Consider the following 16,009-nt stretch of genomic DNA (forward strand, 5'->3'; position numbering starts at 1 on the left):
CCTAATTTGAGCTAAAATTCTTAATATTCTAAAGCGTTATCTGGTGTTTGACCATTCGCAAAAGCTAGTGCAGCACTCATTGATTGGTAAACCATCTCATGGATTGCCTTTGTTGTGTAAAAAGCAACGTGCGGCGTGATTAAGACGTTATCACGAGCAATCAAGTCGGCCAATTTTTCATCAGGCAACTTTTCATGCGACCAATCATGTTCAAAGATACCAACTTCGCCCTCGTAAACATCCAAGGCTAAATCAGAAATCTTACCAGAATCCAAAGCAGCAATCGCAGCATCCGTATCGATTAGGTTACCCCGTGATGTATTGACAATCACAACGCCATCCTTCATCTTAGCAAGACTTTCTTCATTAACTAAGTGAACGTTTTCAGGAACACCTGGCACATGCAATGAAATGGCATCGGCTTGAGCAAAGAGCTCATCCAAGGTGTCAACGTACAATCCTTCTTCTTGCAACTCCTTGTTTGGGAACTTATCATAGGCAATGACTTTAGCACCGAAGCCCTTCAAGATGTTAATGGCCTTACGACCAATGTTACCAGTACCGATAACACCAACAGTTTGCATCCGGACTTCACGACCAATTGTTGGCGCCCAGCGCAAATCATGCTTAGCAACCTTTGCATCCATTGGCTTCGTGCGGCGAAGCAAACGAGACAATTGAATCATCGCATGTTCGGCGATGGCATTTGGTGAATAAACAGGAACGTTTGAAAGATTAAAGCCTAAACGCTTAGCAGCTTCAAAATCAATTGTTTCCGTTCCGACATTACGTAGGGATAGGTTCTTGATGCCTAAATCAGCCAAACCTTCTAAGACATCTGCCCCATAAGGGTCGAGCTGCAAAGTGACAACAGAATTAGCTCCCTTAGCCAGGGCAACTGTATCAGCGGTCAACACTTCGTTCGTGTAATCAACCTCAACAGTGGGGTTTTCTTCTTGCCAGCTTTTCAAAGCTGGTACTTCGTCATCACGAATTCCATAAGCAAAAACTTTCATTTCGACCTCCATTAATCGAGTTATTTATCGCTAAAAGTATAATACGCTCTTTTAAGTAAAAGGTCAACTAAATTGCCCAATTATAAAAATCTAATTTAGCTCCTATAAACCCCTTGATAATCGCTCTTCAAACTAAAAAAGGAATCTCAGCGCTAATTTTTTAATCGACTGAAATGGCAAACAAATAAAAAAGCTAGGAACAATTATTCCTAGCTTTTTAAAATCAATTAAAACTTAACAGCGATGGCTGGTGTTTCGCCCTTAGCAAAAGCAACAGCGGCATCAAATGATTGGTGAACCATTTCGTCAACGGCCTTAGTAGTATAGAAGGCGATATGTGGCGTAACCAAGACATTGTCGCGAGCAATCAAGTCCGCAATCTTTGGATCAGGGAATTCCTTACCTGACCAGTCTTCGTTGAACAAGCCAACTTCTTCTTCATAAACATCCATGGCAAAGTCGGAAATCTTACCTGAGTTCAAACCATCGATAACATCATCGATGTCCATCAAGTTTCCACGAGAAACGTTAACCAAGACAACGCCGTCCTTCATCTTAGCGATGCTGTCCTTGTTAATCAAATGATGGTTTTCAGGAACACCAGGAACGTACAATGAAATGGCATCAGCTTGTGCATACAAGTCATCCAATGAATCAACGTACAATCCTTCTTCTTGCAATTCCTTGTTTGGGAACTTGTCGTAAGCAATAACCTTAGCGCCGAAGCCCTTCAAGATATTGATTGCCTTACGACCGATGTTACCAGTACCGATAACACCAACAGTTTGCATACGCATTTCACGACCGATAGTTGGTGCCCAACGCAAGTCATGCTTAGCAACCTTAGCGTCCATTGGCTTCGTACGACGAAGCAAACGAGACAATTGAATCATCGAATGTTCTGCAATGGCGTTTGGTGAATAAACTGGGACGTTTGAAACGTTGAAGCCCAATTCCTTGGCAGCATCGAAATCAATGTTGTCAGTTCCAACGTTACGCAAAGACAAGTTTGTTACCCCAACTTCAGCCAAGGCAGTCAAAGATTCCTTTGTGTAGTCCAATTGTTGGTAAACAACAGCTGAATCTGACCCCTTAGCCAATTGAGCAGTTTCGGGCGTCAACAATTCTTGCGTGTAACCAACCGTTACATCTGGGTTCTTCTTTTCCCAATCTTCCAAAGCTGGCTTTTCATCATCACGAATTCCGTAAGCAAAAATTTTCATTTTCGTCCTCCAAATTAACTTTCTAACAATATTATACACTAAAATTAGTCAAAAAATCTGGTTAAATTACTTATTTTTTCAAAGTAATTGGCTTTTCGCCAGCCTTTTCCATGATACCATCAATCAAACCGTATTCTAAGGTTTCTTCGGCAGACATCCAGAAGTCACGTTCTGTATCGTGTGCAATTTCATCCAAGCTCTTACCAGAACCATCGGCTAAAATCTTGTTCAACTTGTTACGCGTCTTAGTCAACTGGTCGGCAATAATGGCCATATCAGTTTGCTGTGTACCACCGGCTGCCCCACCCATTGGTTGGTGGATTAGGTATTCGGCGTTTGGCAACATAAAGCGGTGCCCCTTTTCACCAGAGGCGGCAATGATGGTTCCCATTGAAGCAGCCAATCCCATGACAATCGTTGTCACGGGGGCCTTGATGAAGTTCATCGTGTCTGTAATCGACAAACCAGCGGTCACAGAACCACCTGGTGAGTTAATATACATTGCAATTTCTTTTTCAGGATCTTGGGCTTCCAAGAAGAGTAGCTGGGCAACAATCGATGTTGCCATGCTATCCTCAACCTCACCTTGAACCAAAATAATTCGGTCCTTTAGTAAACGGGAAGGCAAGTCATAGGATTCACGCCCATTAGCGGTTTGTTCAATTACTCCTGGCCACATAGCAATACTCCTTTGTAGTGTTCTTAGAATATAATTGTAACGCACTTTATCAAGAAACTAAAATAAAGGCGAATGATTTCAAATTAAATGTTGTCCAAATCAAAGTCACCACCAGATTGAATTAAATCAGCTAATTTCGCTAATTTACGCATGCGGTGGTTTGCTCCTGATTTGGAAATCTCCAAAATATCGCCGATTTCAGCCAAGGAACCATCAGGATGGTCGAGTCGAGCTCTGGCAAAATCAGCTAACTTAGCTGGTAACTCATCAAGGTCACCAATTTCTTTTTGGATGGTCAAAATGGCTTGGACTTGGCTATTGGCTGCAACAGCCGTGCGCTGCATGTTGGCGACATCGGCGTTATTCATCCGATTGACCGAGTTCCGGGTATCGCGAGCAATTCGGATATCGGCAAAATGAAGCATGGTTTGTACAGCACCAATTAGTTTTAGAAAATCAACAATTTTCTCAGCTCGCTTCATATAAACAATGTAACCAGAATGCCGGGGAGTCACCTTGACCTGCAGGTCAAAGTTTGTCATCAATGCCACCAGTTGCTCAGCTAACTCCTCATGACCAGTGTAGATTTCCAAATGGTAATTGGCCTTCTCCGGTGAGTTTACCGAACCAGCGGCCAAAAAAGCTCCTCGCAAAAAGGCTTGCTGCTTTTTTTGGCTGTTCAATAACCAAGCCGGTACTTCCTGGTCAATTCCCAATGGATCAACGCCCAGCTCTTTTAAAATTTGCTCAACCTGACTTTGTAAAACAACTAAAAGCTTTTTACGGTCAGATAAAGCGGCCCGCTGATTAACCTGAACTTCCACCACTGCTGTTGGATAAATCTGCTTAATCAAAGTATAAATACGACGAGCAATAGCCGGATTTTCAGTTTGAACCCGGACTTCCTGCTCAATCCCCCAACTCGAAGCGCCATTCATTTGTAAAAGCGCAGCCAATTCTGATTTGGCAGCATCGTCTGAAACCGTTCGCCCGGTTAATTCTTTTTTTACTTCTGCTGCGTACGACATCTTACTCCTCTGTCAGTGAAACTAACACATCGGCAACCTTGTCGCCATCATGAAAGGCCCCGGCATCACGCAGGGCCAAGAAGTCTTTAGAAATACTCTTAGCCCCAGCTTGTCTGATTTTTTCTGGGTCTTGAACCACTTGTTTGGAAATTTCGCCCCACTTTTGGTAGTCAACGAAATCTGCTGGTACCTCTTGATCATTCGTTAAAACATAATCAATCAAGTTTTGCCCTAAATGGCGATTTAGGACCGCTAAGTGTTCGGCATCAGTATAGGAATCCGTTTCCCCTTTTTGGGTCATAATGTTGGCAATGTAAACCTGCTTAGCCTTCGTTTCTTGCAAGGCCTCTTTAATACCTGGCACCACAACATTCGGTAAAATCGATGTAAAGAGTGATCCCGGTCCAAAGACAATTAAATCAGCATCCAAAATAGCTGCAATGGCTTCCGGACTGGCGACAATTTCTTCACCTTCGTCATTTGGCTCTACCCAAACATGGTCCAAAGACTGGTGAGCAGCCGTAATGGCTGCCTCGCCCTCCAAAAATTGACCACTTTTCGTTTTGGCATGTAAAATCAGTGGCTGTTTCGCTACAGGAAAGACATGGCCCTTAATTTTTAAATAATGGGCTAAACGGGCAATCGCTTCCGAAATATCACCGGTCATTTCCGTTAAAGCCGCAATCAGTAAATTACCAACTGCATGTTTAGCCAAAAAAGCATCATTCGTTTTAAAGCGGTACTGGAAAAGGTCTAATAGTTCCTGGTCCCCTTCAGACATGGCTACTAAGATATTGCGAATATCCCCAGGTGGAATAATGTTCACGTAGTCACGCAATAAACCAGAAGAGCCACCATCATCAGCAACCGTTACGATTGCCGTCAAATCGACATCGTGTTGGATTAATGGGCGAATGATGACGGGTAATCCCGATCCCCCACCAATCATCACAATTTTTGCAGTCATCTTTCGATCCTCTCTCGTGCTATTACTAACAATATTTTACCATTTTTACCGGTTTACCATGAGAGCGAAAGAAAGAAATTTCTAAACAAAATCAGTGGCTTCATCAATTTCACCACCCAGTAATTGGCCATTTTCTTGCATCGACCAATAGCCATCCTTGGTCACGATAAAGGCATCAAGGAGTGGCAAGTTTAGGTCCTGCCCCAAACAGTATAGTCGTTTGGTAAACTGTTTGTCTTGAACCGAAGGTCGTAAGTTTCCTGACGGATGGTTATGAGCAATGATGATGGCATAGGCATTGGCCAACAAGGCTCGTTGGAAGATCTCACGCGGTGAAGCAGCCACTTCGGTTAAGGTGCCAACAAAGACGACTTCCCAACCAATCACGTCTAATTGCGTATTTAAGAGGGCCAAAAACAGTTGTTCCTGCTTTAACGGTCCTAATTTTTCCTTTGCAAAAGCGCCAACCATGTTGGAATGCCGGGCAGAAAGTAAGATTGGTCGACGTTCGGATGCAAAGGTTACTCCTAAGTGCATCGCAATCAACAAGGCCCGGTTCGGTCCCGGATTTTCAGCGATAAAATCAGCCTTTGTCTCATAATCGAGTTCCCAAAAAAGATATTTTTCGGGAAAATACAGCTGAAAAATTTCACTATTCTTTTGGCCATCCTCGCCAATCGCCTCGTAAAAATTAAAAACCTGATTTTTCATCATATTGCAATTCTCCTTCATGCAATCAGACGAAAAAATCAGGTTAAAATCATCAAAAAAGAAAAGAGTCTTTAGTCCTTAATGACCATTGGACCATCACCAGCATCTTTCATGACCTTCAACGACAAGTAAACAGCCAAGGCAATCAGAATCACATCAAAGCGATAAGTCCACTGAATACCATTCAAAGTTGCAGCAGACAAATTCGTTGCACCCTTTTGGAAAATAGAAATAATCGAGGCAGCCAAGGCGATTCCAACAGCGGCTGAATAATTATTAACTGCTGAAAAAATCGAGTTACCAGCACTATGAAAGACTCGGTCTAGGTGTGAAATGGCATTGGTCATATTGTTTCCAAACCAAAAACCACCACCCAACTGGGTAATCACAAAGGCAATCGTCATCGACCAGACGGTAAATGGTACCAAGACAATCCAGACCATGCCAAGAACAATGAATCCTAGACCAATCGCATTAGGCAACTTAGGGCCAAAGCGGTCATACAAGTTTCCAGAGATGATGGACATGATTGCAAAACCAATGGCACCAGGGAAAAGTGACAAACCAGCAACGCTTGAACTCTGCTTCAAAACCAGCTGCAACCCCATTGGGATTGCATAGTTAAAGGTCAAGTTAACGACCTGAATTAAGACGGCCGCTAGGACCGCCTGGCGAAACATTGGCAGTGCAAACATCTTTGGTGAAAGCAGTGGTTCCTCTTCTTTTTGAGCATAGAAATAGTACCCGAAGATTCCAACCAACATCACTGCTAAAGCCGTTAAGCTCAAAATGTTAAACAGACCGTGACCAGACAAACGATCGACCGTGATTAAGCCACCAACAAAGAAGCAAGACAACAATAACCAGCCAATCAAATCAAAGCGGGCTTTCTTAAGCGGATCAATTTGCTGAATGGTGAACCAACCAACGATTAGGGCAAAGAGCTGGATTGGCAAAACCACCCAGAAAATCATGTGCCAACCATAATAAGCCGTTAAGAAGCCACCAAAGGCTGGGCCCAAGGCCGGCGAAAAAGAAACAATTAAGGAAGCTAAACCAATCATCGTTCCCCGGCGATTGTCGGGAACCTGTTCAAAAACGACGTTGTTCATGAGGGGCAAGCCAACGCCGGCTCCAACACCTTGCAGGAGGCGGCCAAAAAGGATGAGACCAAATTGGTTAGAAGTGGCATCGATGAAAATTCCAATCAATGACACTACCCCGGCCACCATAAACTGAGACCGGTTACTAAAGCGGGCCTTCAACCAAGGCGACATAATGACAATCATCGACGTCAATAAGATGACCCCGGAGGTCAACCACTGAACCGTCGCTGAATCAACATGCAATTGCTTCATCAAGGCTGGAAAGGAAACGTTTAAAGCCGTCTCCAACATAATATCCGTAAAGCCAAGTAAGGCAATTGCCAAAATACTCAAAATGAGCCGAGGGCTTAAGACTTTTTCTGGCATAATTCTCTCCTAACATCACTAATAAAGTACAAAGACCCTGTAATCACAACGGTTTTCTCCTGATTTTCACTGAGGGCCTGGTCCAATGAATCGTACCAAATCAGGTCCTGATTTGCTAAGTCCACCTGGTCTTTTTGTAGGCCAGGGCGGCCGGCAACACCCTCAAATGGCACCAAGGCCAACGTAATCTGCGGGTCTTTTTCAAGTTCCAAGAAAGCTAAATCAACATTTTTATCGGCCAAAGAGCCAATGATAACTGTCACGGGGCCAGCCAAATTTTCCTTAATTGACCGGTGCAGGGCCTGAATACCAGCCTGGTTATGAGCACCATCTAAGTAAATCTTTGGCTGAATTTGTTCAAAGCGCCCGGCCAAAAAGGCCTGGTCCAAGCCGGCCTGAATCACCTCATCTTGCAAATTGGGACGCCAAGTTTTCAGTGCTAACACCGCAGTCGCCGTGTTATCAGCCTGAAAACTACCGGACAATGCCGAATGGAAGGAACCAACCTGCGCCACCAGTACCGGACTGCCCACCTCTTTGGCCTGGGCCTCAATCACCTCTTTGGCCTCAGCTGTGACACCTGGCCCAATCACCGTCTTTGAACCCGGCTTGATAATGCCGGCTTTTTGACCAGCGATCGCTGCAACGGTGTCACCTAGCATTGCCTGATGGTCTAAAGCCACAGTCGTCACCACGGCAACCTTGGTCGTCTTTAAAATATTGGTAGAATCAAAGCGACCACCAATCCCTACCTCGATCACAGCCAAATCAAGGTCTTGGTCAGCAAAGTACAAAAACATAATGGCCGTCACCACTTCAAATTCGGTTGGCGTCAGTTGGCCAGAAGATGCCTGCTCCACCCGGTCGGTTGCTTCCTTCACCTTATTGGTATACAAAATCAGGTCAGCCGGTGTGATTAATTCCCCATTGATTTGAAAACGTTCTCGAAAGTCGGTCATAAATGGTGACGTAAAGGTCCCAACACGCAGGCCGACTTCTTTAGCGACCGCCGTCACCATAGTCGCAACGGACCCCTTCCCGTTCGTACCAGTAATGTGAATGGTTTCTGCCAGACGGTCTTCGGGATGACCCAAAACCGTCATCAAGGCGTCTAAACGGGTGAAGCTATCTTTTTTGCCAGCCTTTGGCCGACCGTGAATATAGGCCAAGGCCTCTTCAATTCTCTTCACTAACGGTTCTCCCAACTATAGTTCTAATACTCATTATAACGAGATAGGGACAAAAAAACCGCCTGATTACAGACGGTTTTACACTTTTTTAAGCGACAAATCCGCTCAATTTGTAGTGTATCTAATTTAGTCTTTTTCGCGGACGGTAAAGTCACGGCGACGACGGTTGCCACCACCTTGGTGTCCACCACGGTTATCGCGATTTTCAGAATGTGAACGGTTACCACCACGGTAGCCGCCACCATTACCATTACGACGACCGCCGCCATTACCTCGGTAGCCACCACCGTTACCATTTGAACGACGATTGCCACCACGATAGCCACCACGACGTGATGATGAACCACCCTTGCGACGAGGCAAAGGACGTTCGCGTGACAAAACAACTGGTGCGTTTTGCTTATCCAAGCCAGCCACGGCAGCCAACAAACCGGCGGCCAATTGTTCGGCTGTGAATTGTGACGTCATTTGGTTAACTTGGTCTTGCAATTCAGCTGGGTTCAAGCCCTTAATAGTTGCGGCTGCGGTATCAATGGCACCATTAATCCGACCAATCCGAGCTTCCTTCAAAGTTGCTGGTTGCAATGGCGTCATGCGCTTCTTCGTCAATTCTTCAACGGCACGCAAGTAATCCATTTCGTTTGGTGCAACTAGGGTTACTGAAACACCTTCAGCACCGGCACGACCAGTACGACCGATACGGTGAACATATGATTCTGGATCTTGTGGAATATCGAAGTTATAAACGTGACTCACGTCCTTAACATCCAAACCACGGGCCGCAACATCGGTTGCAACCAAAAGATTGATTTCATGGGCCTTAAATTGGTCCAAGACACGTGAACGCATTTGTTGCGTCAAATCACCGTGCAAACCAGCGGCACGGTAACCACGAGCTTCCAAACCACGAGCCAATTCTTCAACTCGACGCTTTGTCCGACCAAAGACAATGCCCAAGAATGGTTCTTGGATATCGATTGTTCGAGTCAAGGCATCAAACTTTTCTTCGTGACGAACGCGAATGAAGTATTGGTCAACCAAATCAGTCGTCAATTGCTTGGCCTTGATTTGGATGTATTCAGGATCCGTCATAAACTTCATCCCGATTCGCTTGATAGCTTCAGGCATTGTTGCAGAGAACAACAGTGTCTGACGGTGGTCAGGCACCTGAGCGATGATGGCTTCAATGTCATCCAAGAAGCCCATGTTTAACATTTCATCGGCTTCATCCAAAACCAATGTCTTAACACCGCCAAGCTTGGCAGTCTTACGGTTAATATGGTCTAACAAACGACCAGGAGTTCCAACTAAAATTTGTGGGTGTGACTTCAAGCCCTTAATTTGTGGGCGGATATCGGCACCACCGAAGACAACTTGGACGTTAACTGATTTGTCAGAACCAAGCTTCTTCAATTCTTCGGCAGTTTGGATTGCTAATTCTCGTGTAGGTGAGATGATAACGGCTTGGATGTTTTGGTCATTCAAGTCGATGTTTTCCAAGATTGGCAGACCAAAAGCGGCTGTCTTACCAGTTCCTGTTTGGGCCTGGCCGATAACATCCTTACCTGCTAAGGTCAAAGGAATTGTCTTTTCTTGAATGGGGGTTGCTTCAACGTAGCCGTGGGCTTCGATTGACTGCAAAATGGCTTGTGACAAGCCGAGTTCATTAAACTTCAAAATTATCTCCTTTTTGCGCACTGGTTCAGCGCGCCCTGACTCATCGCTGAGTCGTTTCCATCATAACGTGCCACCAGCACGTCAAAAATACGCCAAGCAGTTTATAGTCTAGCTGGGCTGACTAGTGTTTAGGAAGGAAACTTCGTTCCCGTTAGCTTCTCGTATAGGTCATGTGAGAGGCCCTCAAAACTGTGGCCATGGTAGTACTGATTTGCCAATAGAATCACAGCATCTTGGCTGTTCTTTCCCAAAACAACGGATGGCTCAAAACCGTTAAAAATCCCATGAGAGGTATAAACGTTGCCATAACGATAAAGACCAGAGACATAGTGGGCCGGCAAGTGCTGAACCAAGAGGTCCATTGGGTTCTGAAAGAAATCACCATGGAAGAAGAGCCAATAGGCTCGGTAAAGCATACCAGCTGACATCGCGAGGTTTCCTGTTCCGGTTTCTCGCTCATTTTCAACCTTGGTGACACCAGTTGGGCTAGTAGTATCTTTTTGATAACCCAAGGCAGCCTGATTATCCTCTGCAAACTGTGCATAATCGTCAATACCGAGCTTGTACTGCTTGTTATAGTAGTCTTTAACCATTTTGTCAAAGGACTGACCCGAAATCTTCATTAAAATACCAGCCAATAACCGGTAATTAACTGGCTGATAAGACCAACCAGCCCCAGAACCAATGGCCGCTCCGGTATTCTCCGTATTATCAGCCGAGAATTGAGCGTTATCTTGATCAGACGTAAAAGTCGTTGGTTGCAACTTTTGCTGCAACGAAGAGGTCATCGTCAACAAATCTCGAATCGAAATCTGATCAGCATTAGCAATGTTTGGATAAAACTGGCTGAGATGGTCGTCATAGGAAAGCTTCTTTTCAGAAACTGCCTGACCGACTAAAACAGCTGTCAAAAATTTAGCAGAAGACGCAATATGATAAACCGTTTGGGCATTATTGTGCACCTGCTTACTATAATTAGCAAAGCCATAACCCTGGTTCAAAATGATTTTGCCATCCTTGATGACTAGGGCTGTTCCGGTGAAATTTTCACTCTTTAATTTTTGATCAATTTCTTCAGCGGTCTGATTTTGCGGACTAAGGTCCTTTTTTAAATTTTTGACATTATCAGCCGAAAATATTTTTTGTTCAGTCAAAATCGCTTGTGGACTAGCTTTGGTTAACTTTGCTAAGCCAATTGCTCCCCCAATAAAAAGAATAATCAAGGTAATCGTTGACAAAGCCAGCCAATGGTCCCTAAACCATAGTGATTTTACTTTTTCTGGGAAAAGATCGACCCGTTTAAGCATGGATACCTCCCTGCTTGCCTTGATTAGCGACCAAATGGTCCACCACCTTCTCCAAATGGATGCCATGACTGGCCTTCAAGAAGATACAGTCATTTGAATCAAGGTCTTTTGTCAAATCAGTCATGAGTGCTTCTAACTGGTCAGTTTGATATAAGTGAACCTGATCAGATGGCAACGTTTCTTTCAAAACTGTTCCTAGGTTTTCCACCATCAAAGGACCGACTAGGTAAACCGCCTTTGGTTGTGACTGCAAAACAGCTTCCTTTAAGCCAGCGTGAAGAGCCGGTGCTGCTTCACCAAGTTCAAGCATATCACCGAGAACTAAGACCAAATTTTCAGTATGATCCTTTGCCAACGCCGCCAAAACTTCCTTGGTCGCCGTTGGGTTGGCGTTATAAACATCCGAAATGACCATTGCCCCATTAGCTGCCGTCAGCAACTGGGTGCGGTTTTTCGTTAACGCAAAATTTTTCAAGGCTGAAGCAATCGTTTGGAGGTCCAAATCGAAAGCTTGGCCAACACGAATTGCCGCCAAGGCATTCCTAACATTATAACGGCCCAGGAGCGGAATTGCAAATTCTTGACCCTGATCGCTAAATTTTGTTTCCTGCAGCGTTTCAACACAGTCCTTTGGTTCCGGTCCAAAACTAACCGTATTGGCTGGCAAACCTTCTGCATCCTGCAAGAGTGGTTCATCTTTTGGAATCAACAATTCCCCACCTGGCTTCAGACCAGCAATAATTTCCAACTTGGCTCTGGCAATGTTGGCTCGTGTCTTAAAGAATTCAAGATGGGCCTCACCAATCATGGTAATAACGGCCAAATCAGGTTGAGCCAGCGTCGACAAAGCCGTCAGCTGACCCGGACGGTCCATGCCCATCTCCAAGACCAAGACCTCAGTTGTCTCTGGCATCGTCAAAATAGTCACCGGCAAACCAATTTCGTTATTAAAATTGGCTGGTGTCTTGAAAGTCTGATACTTCGTGGCCAAAATCGCGGCAACCATATCCTTAGTTGTCGTTTTGCCATTCGAACCAGTAATGGCAACGACCTTTGGCTGAATCGTTTGCAGGTAAAATTTCGCTAATTCCTGCAAGCCTACCAAAGTATCGTCAACAACCACCGCTGGTACAGCCCCTTCGATGACATGTTGTGTCTGTGCTAGAACACCGGTGGCACCGTTTTTGAGTGCCTGATCAATATAATCATGACCATCTTGGTCACCAACTAAGGCGACAAACAGGTCACCGGCTTTCACCTGGCGAGAATCGAAGGCGACACCCGTCACAGTCTGTTCGGCTGGTCCTTGCAGACTTCCTTTAGTTGCTTGTGCAATTGTTTGTAACGAAAGGTTCATAGCAATTGATTTCCTTATTTAGTAAAAATTTAGGTGGCACTTGATCCTGTTGCTTTTTAAAAGACCAGCAGCTGATTTCAATGGTGCTTAATTTTAATGTCTTATAAACGACTAGCATCTGATTTCAATAGCACTTAATTTTAATGCCTTTAAATGACCAGTACCCGATTTCAATACCCCTTATAGCACTTAGTCTTCGCGCTTTTGTAAAACGGTAATCGTCTCGATATGAGCAGTCTGAGGGAATTGGTCCACCGGAACAACCGACCCTTTGACCTCATAACCCAGGTCCTTAAACAGGGCGACATCACGAGCAGCCGTCACGGGATTACAAGAAACGTAAACCACGCGGTCAGGGCCCATTTCAGCTGTCTTTTCAATTAACTTCGGCGTCAATCCCCGGCGTGGTGGGTCGACAAAGACAACGTCTGGTCGAATCCCTTGCTTTTGCCAATCCTCAAACTGATCAGGCGCATCGCGCTCAATATAACTAGCATTGTCAATCTGATTTAATGCCAAATTTTTCTTAGCATCCAGTACTGCCCCGGGAACAACCTCAACACCAATCACTTCCTTGACACGGTCAGCGACTGAAATTCCGATTGTCCCAATTCCCGCATAGGCGTCAACGACAACATCCGTCGGCTTTAAATCAGCCAAATCAGCTGCCTTTTGATACAGCTTTTCCGTCATGACCGGATTAACCTGGTAGAAGGAATTTGGGCCGATTAAGAATTTTTTGCCGAGCAACGTGTCCTCAATGGTCGCCGAACCAAAGAGAACCCGGTTGTTGGCACTTAATTGGACATAATCTTTTTTAGGTGCAAAGTTCAAAATTAAGGAGGTCAAATCAGGCAAGGCATCCACGATATCAGCCACAAGACCCGCCTCGTCGGGCAAATTCTCCTCGTTAGTCACCAAAACCACCATTAACTGCTGGCTATAGTACCCCCGGCGCACCATCACATAGCGGATGGCCCCCTCTTCTTGGTCTGGATCATAGGCAGAAACGCCCCGTTTAGCAAGAATCTCACGAACGATGACAATCACTTGGTCTACCCGGGCATCATTAACATAGTAGTCTTCCATCGGTACCAAATGATGGCTACCTCGTTGATAAAAGCCGGATAAAAGCTGACCATCCTGCCACTTAAGGGGCACAACGGTTTTGTTGCGATAGTAGGTTGGCGTTGTATCCATCGTAATCGGATCAGCAACAGTGACCTTTAGGCCAGCATCGTGAAAGTTTTTTTGCACAATTTGCTGCTTAAATTCTTTCTGATTTGCATAAGCCCAGTTAACCAAGGGAGCCGTCCCGGCCTCAATCAAATATTGGCGGTTCTGATTTTTGCGCCCAGTACTCTCTTTAACCCAAGCCAAAATTTTTCCGTAGGCGGAATACTTATCCACCTGGATAATGTCAATTTCAACTTCTTCACCAAGCATGGCATCAGCTAAATAAATCGGATAATCTGGCCAACCCTCTAAAAAGGCCATGCCCATCCCATTTTGGCGAATCTCTTTGATAGTGACCGTCAATTTTTCATGTAATTTAACAGGTACGATTGTCTTTGCCATCATGCCTCCAGCACTTTGCTTGGTGATAACTCACTGCAAACAAATCCTTTTTCCACAAGCCAAGAAAAAACGCCCACCGAGGTGAGCGTTTTTATAAAACAACTTAGTCGTTGTTCTTGAAGCCGAAGTTAGCAAACTTCTTGTTAAACTTGTCAACCGCACCATCAGCTTGAGTAAACTTCTGCTTACCAGTGTAGAATGGGTGTGAATCTGAAGTGATTTCCATACGTACTGATGGATATTCTTGACCTTCAAAATCAGTAGTTGTGTCAGTTGCAACAACAGATGCTGACAAAAACTTCTTACCAGTTGCGGCATCAATAAAGACAACTGGACGGTAATCTGGATGGATTTCTTTTTTCATGAGTATCTCCTTAGCGCCCTGATTTTATTAAATCAGAGTCAGTTATTAACTTAACTATTCTATCACAGGGATATTATCCATGCAAGGTTAAGGCATCAAGTTGATTAAATCAACACCTTCAATTTTCAAGTCGACCCCTAGAGAAGCTAATTTATCAGCTAAACGGTCGTAACCGCGCAAAATATGCGTGGCATTTTCAATCACGGTTTGGCCGTCGGCCATAATACCGGCAATCACCAAAGCGGCTCCTGCACGAATCTCTGCCGCTTCCACAGTTGCGCCAACCAAACGCTCGGAATGGTTAACCTTAATTTCACCTGGGTTCAATGATGATAACTCTGCACCCATCCGTCGCAATTCAGCAATATGCTTATTGCGCATCGGATAAATGGTTTCGGTAATCGTGCTTTCACCGTCGGCTAAAAACAAGAGTGGCGTGATTGGCTGTTGCAAATCAGTGGCGAAACCTGGATACGGCATCGTCTTAATGGCAACAGGTTTCAAATCGTGGCTTGGTCCGATAAAGACGGAATCTTCACCGATTTGCATATCAACGCCCATTTCCAACAACTTTGAAGTGTATGACTCCAAGTGTTCTGGAATGACGTTTTTGATGGTTACGCCATCACCAAAGGCAGCGGCCATCGCCATGTATGTTCCCGCCTCAATTCGGTCAGGAATCACTGTGTGGGTATTGCGTGCTTCCAAACGATCAACACCAGTAATACGAATTGTGTCGGTTCCAGCACCGCGAATATTGGCCCCCATGTTGTTCAAGAAGGTCGCAATATCAATGATTTCTGGTTCCTTGGCGACGTTTTCGATAATCGTCTGCCCCTTGGCCCTTACGGCAGCCAAGATAATATTGATGGTGGCCCCAACAGAAACCGTATCAAGAGTCACACGTGCCCCAGTTAAACCATGGGCAGTTGCATCAAGGGTAATAATATCACCGACTTCAGTCACCGTTGCACCCAAAGCTTCAAAGCCCTTGATATGCTGGTCAATTGGTCGTGATCCGAGATTATCACCACCAGGGAAAGTTACCGTTGCTCGACCAAAGCGACCAAGCAACGCCCCCATGAAGTAATAAGAGGCGCGCAATGATTTAATGGCCGTTGAAGGCAATTCGGATTCCGTAATCGTAGTTGGATCAATCGAAAGGTCACCGTTTGCGAAATTAGAACGAACGTTCATCGCAGCGAGAATATACTGTAAGTTTTTAACATCTAAAATTTGTGGAACATTGTCAAAATTGACAGGCGTGTCGGCCAGAATTGCGGCTGGAATTAATGCAACCGTCGAGTTCTTAGCTCCGCCAATGGTCACCGCACCTGAAATCTTGTGGCCACCGTTAATAATAATTTTTGCCATAAGGGCTATCCTACTTGCTTGTGGTTTTACCCTAATTATATCGTTTTTGTTACAACAAGACAATCA

General features: G+C 44.9%; 14 protein-coding genes. All 14 read right to left on the reverse strand.

The window, feature by feature from the left end; genetic code table 11:
• Positions 1–20: 20 nt before the first annotated feature.
• The 14 genes from AOQ32_RS05585 to AOQ32_RS05650 all read right to left on the reverse strand — a co-directional run bounded on the left by AOQ32_RS05585 (position 21) and on the right by AOQ32_RS05650 (position 15,943).
• Positions 21–1,016: a D-2-hydroxyacid dehydrogenase gene (locus AOQ32_RS05585; RefSeq protein WP_059393957.1), complete on the reverse strand. Its 996-nt coding sequence runs from the start codon at positions 1,014–1,016 to the stop codon at positions 21–23.
• A gap of 227 nt (positions 1,017–1,243) precedes the next feature.
• Positions 1,244–2,239 carry a D-2-hydroxyacid dehydrogenase gene (locus tag AOQ32_RS05590; RefSeq protein ID WP_059393958.1) on the reverse strand — a complete coding sequence of 332 codons (996 nt, stop codon included), beginning with the start codon at positions 2,237–2,239 and terminating at the stop codon, positions 1,244–1,246.
• Between the two features lie 70 nt (positions 2,240–2,309).
• Positions 2,310–2,918, reverse strand: a complete 609-nt coding sequence (locus AOQ32_RS05595; RefSeq protein ID WP_047974296.1) for an ATP-dependent Clp protease proteolytic subunit — start codon at positions 2,916–2,918, stop codon at positions 2,310–2,312.
• 83 nt (positions 2,919–3,001) lie between these two features.
• Positions 3,002–3,946: a DNA-binding protein WhiA gene (gene whiA, locus AOQ32_RS05600; RefSeq protein WP_059393959.1), complete on the reverse strand. Its 945-nt coding sequence runs from the start codon at positions 3,944–3,946 to the stop codon at positions 3,002–3,004.
• A gap of 1 nt (position 3,947) precedes the next feature.
• Positions 3,948–4,913 carry a gluconeogenesis factor YvcK family protein gene (locus tag AOQ32_RS05605; RefSeq protein WP_059393960.1) on the reverse strand — a complete coding sequence of 322 codons (966 nt, stop codon included), beginning with the start codon at positions 4,911–4,913 and terminating at the stop codon, positions 3,948–3,950.
• 81 nt (positions 4,914–4,994) lie between these two features.
• The gene (locus AOQ32_RS05610; protein ID WP_047974293.1) at positions 4,995–5,627 is read right to left on the reverse strand and encodes a JAB domain-containing protein; all 633 of its coding nucleotides are present in this window, start codon (positions 5,625–5,627) and stop codon (positions 4,995–4,997) included.
• A 68-nt stretch (positions 5,628–5,695) separates the two neighbouring features.
• Complete coding sequence (locus AOQ32_RS05615; RefSeq protein WP_047974292.1) at positions 5,696–7,096, reverse strand: MFS transporter; 1,401 nt, start codon at positions 7,094–7,096, stop codon at positions 5,696–5,698.
• Positions 7,078–8,286 carry a bifunctional folylpolyglutamate synthase/dihydrofolate synthase gene (locus AOQ32_RS05620; RefSeq protein ID WP_059393961.1) on the reverse strand — a complete coding sequence of 403 codons (1,209 nt, stop codon included), beginning with the start codon at positions 8,284–8,286 and terminating at the stop codon, positions 7,078–7,080. The genes AOQ32_RS05615 and AOQ32_RS05620 overlap by 19 nt, the downstream gene beginning before the upstream one ends.
• A gap of 126 nt (positions 8,287–8,412) precedes the next feature.
• Positions 8,413–9,963 carry a degradosome RNA helicase CshA gene (gene cshA, locus AOQ32_RS05625; protein WP_059393962.1) on the reverse strand — a complete coding sequence of 517 codons (1,551 nt, stop codon included), beginning with the start codon at positions 9,961–9,963 and terminating at the stop codon, positions 8,413–8,415.
• A gap of 128 nt (positions 9,964–10,091) precedes the next feature.
• Positions 10,092–11,270, reverse strand: a complete 1,179-nt coding sequence (locus tag AOQ32_RS05630; protein ID WP_059393963.1) for a serine hydrolase domain-containing protein — start codon at positions 11,268–11,270, stop codon at positions 10,092–10,094.
• The gene (locus AOQ32_RS05635; protein ID WP_059393964.1) at positions 11,263–12,627 is read right to left on the reverse strand and encodes a UDP-N-acetylmuramoyl-tripeptide--D-alanyl-D-alanine ligase; all 1,365 of its coding nucleotides are present in this window, start codon (positions 12,625–12,627) and stop codon (positions 11,263–11,265) included. The genes AOQ32_RS05630 and AOQ32_RS05635 overlap by 8 nt, the downstream gene beginning before the upstream one ends.
• 189 nt (positions 12,628–12,816) lie before the next feature.
• Positions 12,817–14,205, reverse strand: a complete 1,389-nt coding sequence (gene rlmD, locus AOQ32_RS05640; protein WP_059393965.1) for a 23S rRNA (uracil(1939)-C(5))-methyltransferase RlmD — start codon at positions 14,203–14,205, stop codon at positions 12,817–12,819.
• 103 nt (positions 14,206–14,308) lie between these two features.
• Entirely contained in the window at positions 14,309–14,569 is a 261-nt protein-coding gene (locus tag AOQ32_RS05645; protein WP_047974287.1) for a type B 50S ribosomal protein L31, read from the reverse strand.
• A gap of 87 nt (positions 14,570–14,656) precedes the next feature.
• Positions 14,657–15,943 (reverse strand): UDP-N-acetylglucosamine 1-carboxyvinyltransferase, encoded by a 1,287-nt coding sequence (locus AOQ32_RS05650; protein WP_059393966.1) that lies wholly within the window; start codon positions 15,941–15,943, stop codon positions 14,657–14,659.
• Positions 15,944–16,009: the final 66 nt, after the last annotated feature.

The organism is Fructobacillus tropaeoli, assembly GCF_001047135.2.
Classification (GTDB): domain Bacteria; phylum Bacillota; class Bacilli; order Lactobacillales; family Lactobacillaceae; genus Fructobacillus; species Fructobacillus tropaeoli.

What these genes read in the sequence shown, in the direction of transcription:
- AOQ32_RS05585 (WP_059393957.1), bottom strand. Translation starts at nt 1,016, where the DNA reads ATGAAAGTTTTTGCTTATGGAATTCGTGATGACGAAGTACCAGCTTTG.
- rlmD (WP_059393965.1), bottom strand. Translation starts at nt 14,205, where the DNA reads ATGGCAAAGACAATCGTACCTGTTAAATTACATGAAAAATTGACGGTC.
- AOQ32_RS05605 (WP_059393960.1), bottom strand. Translation starts at nt 4,913, where the DNA reads ATGACTGCAAAAATTGTGATGATTGGTGGGGGATCGGGATTACCCGTC.
- AOQ32_RS05630 (WP_059393963.1), bottom strand. Translation starts at nt 11,270, where the DNA reads ATGCTTAAACGGGTCGATCTTTTCCCAGAAAAAGTAAAATCACTATGG.
- AOQ32_RS05650 (WP_059393966.1), bottom strand. Translation starts at nt 15,943, where the DNA reads ATGGCAAAAATTATTATTAACGGTGGCCACAAGATTTCAGGTGCGGTG.
- AOQ32_RS05610 (WP_047974293.1), bottom strand. Translation starts at nt 5,627, where the DNA reads ATGATGAAAAATCAGGTTTTTAATTTTTACGAGGCGATTGGCGAGGAT.
- whiA (WP_059393959.1), bottom strand. Translation starts at nt 3,946, where the DNA reads ATGTCGTACGCAGCAGAAGTAAAAAAAGAATTAACCGGGCGAACGGTT.
- AOQ32_RS05590 (WP_059393958.1), bottom strand. Translation starts at nt 2,239, where the DNA reads ATGAAAATTTTTGCTTACGGAATTCGTGATGATGAAAAGCCAGCTTTG.
- AOQ32_RS05645 (WP_047974287.1), bottom strand. Translation starts at nt 14,569, where the DNA reads ATGAAAAAAGAAATCCATCCAGATTACCGTCCAGTTGTCTTTATTGAT.
- AOQ32_RS05595 (WP_047974296.1), bottom strand. Translation starts at nt 2,918, where the DNA reads ATGTGGCCAGGAGTAATTGAACAAACCGCTAATGGGCGTGAATCCTAT.
- AOQ32_RS05635 (WP_059393964.1), bottom strand. Translation starts at nt 12,627, where the DNA reads ATGAACCTTTCGTTACAAACAATTGCACAAGCAACTAAAGGAAGTCTG.
- AOQ32_RS05615 (WP_047974292.1), bottom strand. Translation starts at nt 7,096, where the DNA reads ATGCCAGAAAAAGTCTTAAGCCCTCGGCTCATTTTGAGTATTTTGGCA.